The 4,005-nt window shown below is 58.4% G+C and carries 5 protein-coding genes and 1 pseudogene; all 6 read left to right on the forward strand.

The genetic code is table 11. The features are described from left to right. Positions 1-305, forward strand: a pseudogene (locus ACTG3X_RS14290) (IS66-like element accessory protein TnpA); the annotation flags it as partial. Then, on the forward strand, positions 302-655 hold the full coding sequence (tnpB, locus tag ACTG3X_RS14295) for an IS66 family insertion sequence element accessory protein TnpB (protein ID WP_439111951.1): 354 nt from the start codon (positions 302-304) through the stop codon (positions 653-655). The pseudogene ACTG3X_RS14290 and the gene tnpB (ACTG3X_RS14295), both read left to right, overlap by 4 nt. Positions 656-718: 63 nt before the next feature. Next, positions 719-2,410, forward strand: a complete 1,692-nt coding sequence (gene tnpC / locus ACTG3X_RS14300) for an IS66 family transposase (RefSeq protein WP_439111952.1) — start codon at positions 719-721, stop codon at positions 2,408-2,410. A 136-nt stretch (positions 2,411-2,546) separates the two neighbouring features. Beyond that, a complete protein-coding gene (gene tnpA, locus ACTG3X_RS14305) occupies positions 2,547-3,011 on the forward strand; it encodes an IS66-like element accessory protein TnpA (protein ID WP_296628403.1) in 465 nt (154 codons plus the stop codon). Next, the gene (gene tnpB, locus ACTG3X_RS14310; RefSeq protein WP_347201825.1) at positions 3,008-3,361 is read left to right on the forward strand and encodes an IS66 family insertion sequence element accessory protein TnpB; all 354 of its coding nucleotides are present in this window, start codon (positions 3,008-3,010) and stop codon (positions 3,359-3,361) included. The genes tnpA and tnpB (ACTG3X_RS14310) overlap by 4 nt, the downstream gene beginning before the upstream one ends. A 63-nt stretch (positions 3,362-3,424) precedes the next feature. After that, on the forward strand, positions 3,425-4,005 hold a 581-nt coding region (locus ACTG3X_RS14315; protein ID WP_439111953.1), incomplete at its 3' end, for an IS66 family transposase zinc-finger binding domain-containing protein.

A 4,005-nucleotide genomic window follows, 5' to 3' on the forward strand; every position in this document is an offset into this window, starting at 1 on the left:
ATCAGCTATCGGACTGGCGACGGATGGCGCGGACCGGTAAATTGGTTTTGCCTGCGGATGTCATGACATCAGTTGGTAATGCAGAGATTTCCTGCCATCAGTCGGAACCTGCGTTTGTTCCGCTGGAGATTGCGATGACATCGCCGACAGCTGATAGCACATCAGGGCAAGCACAGAGCGAGCACGCCGGGATGGGCGGCGAGATATCGGTGATGATTGGGTCTGATGTGATGATCCGAATTCCTGGCACTGCTGATATGGCGCGTGCTGCTGACTTGATCCGTGCGATACGAGGGGTCTCGTGATTGTCGCGGGGCAGCGGCTGCCGATCGTGATTGCGACCAAGCCCGTTGACTTCCGCCGAGGCCATGACGGGCTCGCGGCCACAGTGCAAAACGAGTTGGGCCTCAATCCACATTCGGGGCTGACGGTGGTGTTCCGCTCCAAGCGTGGTGACAGGCTGAAGATTTTGGTTTGGGATGGAACCGGACTGGTCCTGATCTACAAGCGGTTGGAGATTTCCAACTTCGTTTGGCCTAAAATCCGGGACGGCGTCATGCAGCTCTCCCGGGCGCAGTACGAAGCCCTTTTCGAAGGCTTGGACTGGCGCAGAATGATTGCAAAACCGGTGGCAGCACCTGCTGCGGCAGGCTGATTAATCCCCTGATTATAGGCTTGTTTTGCTGGCTTTTCCTGCCCGTTTTGGGTAGAAAAATGCATGTCGCAACCGTTCGATATCAGCCAATTTCCAGGCCTGCCACCCGAGGTCGTAAAGGCCTTCGAGGCGCAACGGGTGGCGCTTGAGAACGCCCGTTTTGAGGCCACTGTCGAACGCGCGGCCCGGCAACATGAACAGGCTGTCGGTGCCGAGAAGGACGTCTTCATCACCAAACTGAAAGCGCTGGTCGAGAAGCTGGAAAGTCAGGTTGCCGATCATCGGCGCACCAGGTTCGGTCCCAAGTCGGAAAAGCTGAGCACCGATCAGCTGGAACTGGCACTCGAAGATCAAGAGACCGCTATCGCCGAGACGCAGCAAAAAATCGACGCCGTTCAGAACAAGATTGACCAACTCGACAAGACTGCAAAGGACAAAAAGCCCCGCAAACCGCGCAAGCCTCGGACCCTTCCAGAGGGGCTGCCGCGCGTCGAGCGGGTCATCAATCCCGAAAACATCGTTTGCCCCTGCGGCTGTGGCGATATGGTCAAGATCGGGGAGGATCGTTCGGAGCGGCTGGATGTCATTCCTGCGCAATACCAAGTCGTTGTCACTGTGCGCCCCAAATACGCCTGTCCCAAAGGACGCACGGGCGTGGTCCAAGCCAAGGCCCCGGCGCATCTTCTGGAAAACAGCTGGCCGACCGAAGCCCTGCTGGCGCAGATCACTGTGGCCAAATTTTGCGACTTCAATCCTTTGAACCGGCAATCCGTGGCCATGGCCCGCAACGGCGCGCCGATTGATCGTGCAGTCCTGTCGGACTGGATGGGCCGCACAGGCGCACTGATTGCCCCCGTGGTCGATCACATGGCCATGCTACTTCTGAAAGGCAGCACGCGGCTTTATGTCGATGAAACAACCGCCCCCGTACTTGATCCCGGTCGGGGTAAAACCAAGACGGGATACTTCTGGGCCGTGCTACGCGATGACCGCGGCTGGAACGGACCATCGCCACCTGGCGTCGTGTTCCATTATCGCCCCGGACGAAAGGGAGAATACGCCCAAGAAATCCTCAAAGGCTTCGATGGCACAATCCAGGTGGATGCCTATGGAGGCTACACCGCCTTGGGCACTTCCAAGCGGGTGGGTGGCGCACCCTTGAAGCTGGCCTATTGCTGGTCGCATGGGAGGCGCGCCTTGATCAAGGCGCAGCCCAAAGCAGGATCGCCGATCGTCGATGAGGCTCTGCTGCAGATCGCGGCCATCTACAAGATCGAGGCCGAGATCCGTGGGCTGCCGACCGCGCAAAGGCGTGCGGTTCGGCAAGAGAAATCCCGCCCGCTGGTCGATAAATTCTTTGTTTGGCTGAACGCTCAGGCCGGCCGTGTCTCGCGCAAGTCCGAATTGGGAAAGGCTCTGGCCTATATGCTGCGACGTCAGGAGGGCTTCCGTCTGTTTCTGGAGGATGGCCATATCGACATGGATTCCAACCTGGTCGAAAATGCGATCAGAAGCCCCGCCATGACACGCCGCAACACACTTTTTGCCGGTCACGATGACGGAGCCCGTTGTTGGGCAAGGTTCGCGAGCCTGATCGGAACATGTCGCATCAACGGCGTCGAGCCATATGCTTACTTGCTCGATCTGTACACCAAGCTGTCCAACGGGCATCTCAAGAAAGACATCGATTCTTTGATGCCATGGGCTTATGCCGCCGCCACGTCCTCACAAATGAGCTCGCCCGGGACTCCCTGACGACCTCACGCACGCGACAGCCAAATCCCTGTCAACATATGCACTGTATGCGCTGGCCACATCCCATTGATTTGAGATCTTCCGCGCTTCTTTGATTGGCCGGATACGGTCTCCATCTTTTATGTTGGAGGCTGCTATGGCAGATGGAAGTGGACTTGTGGGTAGGCTGGAAGTTGTTGAACCGCGTCGTGGCAACCGACGTTGGCCTGACGATGTGAAGGCGCGGATTGTCGCGGAGAGTTTTCAACCCGGTGCGCGCGTTGTTGACGTGGCGCGGCACCATGACATTGTCCCCCATCAGCTATCGGACTGGCGACGGATGGCGCGGACCGGTAAATTGGTTTTGCCTGCGGATGTCATGACATCAGTTGGTGATGCAGAGATTTCCTGCCATCGGTCTGAGCCTGCGTTTGTTCCGCTGGAGATCGCGATGACACCGCCGACAGCTGATAACCCATCAGGGCAAGCGCAGAGCGCGCGCGCCGGGATGGGCGGCGAGATATCGGTGACGATTGGGTCTGATGTGATGATCCGGATTCCTGGCACTGCTGATATGGCGCGTGCTGCTGACTTGATCCGCGCGGTACGAGGGGTCTCGTGATTGTCGCGGGGCAGCGGCTGCCGATCGTGATTGCGACAAAGCCGGTCGATTTCCGTCGAGGCCATGATGGGCTCGCAGCAACGGTGCAGAACGAGCTGGGGCTTGATCCACATTCCGGTCTGACGGTGGTGTTCCGTTCCAAGCGTGGGGACAGGTTGAAGATCTTGGTTTGGGATGGAACCGGGCTTGTCCTGATCTACAAGCGGTTGGAGGTTTCCAACTTCGTGTGGCCCAAAATTCAGGACGGCGTCATGCAGCTTTCCCGGGCCCAGTACGAGGCCCTTTTCGAAGGTTTGGATTGGCGCCGGATGGTGGCAAAACCGGTTGTGGCGCCTGCTGCGGCAGGGTGACTCAGGGCCAGATTCGAGCGTTGTTTTATTGGGCTTTTCTACTGTTTCATGATAGAAAAGCGCATGTCACAGCCGTTCGATATTCGCCAGTTTCCAGGTCTGCCGCCCGAGGTCGTGAAGGCCTTTGAGGCGCAGCAGTTCGAGCTGGCTGTAGAGCGCGCGGCGCGGCAACATGAACAGGCTGTCGGCGCTGAGAAGGACGTCTTCATCACCGAACTGAAAGCGCTGGTCGAGAAGCTGGAAAGTCAGGTTGCCGACCACCGGCGCACCAAGTTCGGATCCAAGTCGGAAAAGCTGAGCCCCGATCAGCTGGAACTGGCGCTCGAAGATCAAGAGACCGCCATCGCCGAGACGCAGCAACAGATCGATGAGGTGCAGAACAAGCTCGACCAGCTCGACAAGACTGCAAAGGACAAAAAGCCCCGCAAACCGCGTAAGCCTCGCACCCTTCCAGAAGGGCTGCCGCGCGTCGAGCGGGTCATCAATCCCGAAAACATCGTTTGCCCCTGTGGCTGTGGCGATATGGTCAAGATCGGGGAGGATCGCTCGGAGCGGCTGGATGTCATCCCTGCGCAATACCAAGTCGTTGTCACTGTGCGCCCCAAATACGCCTGTCCCAAAGGACGCACGGGCGTGGTCCAAGC

The organism is Lentibacter sp. (assembly GCF_965658795.1).
Taxonomy (GTDB): domain Bacteria; phylum Pseudomonadota; class Alphaproteobacteria; order Rhodobacterales; family Rhodobacteraceae; genus Lentibacter.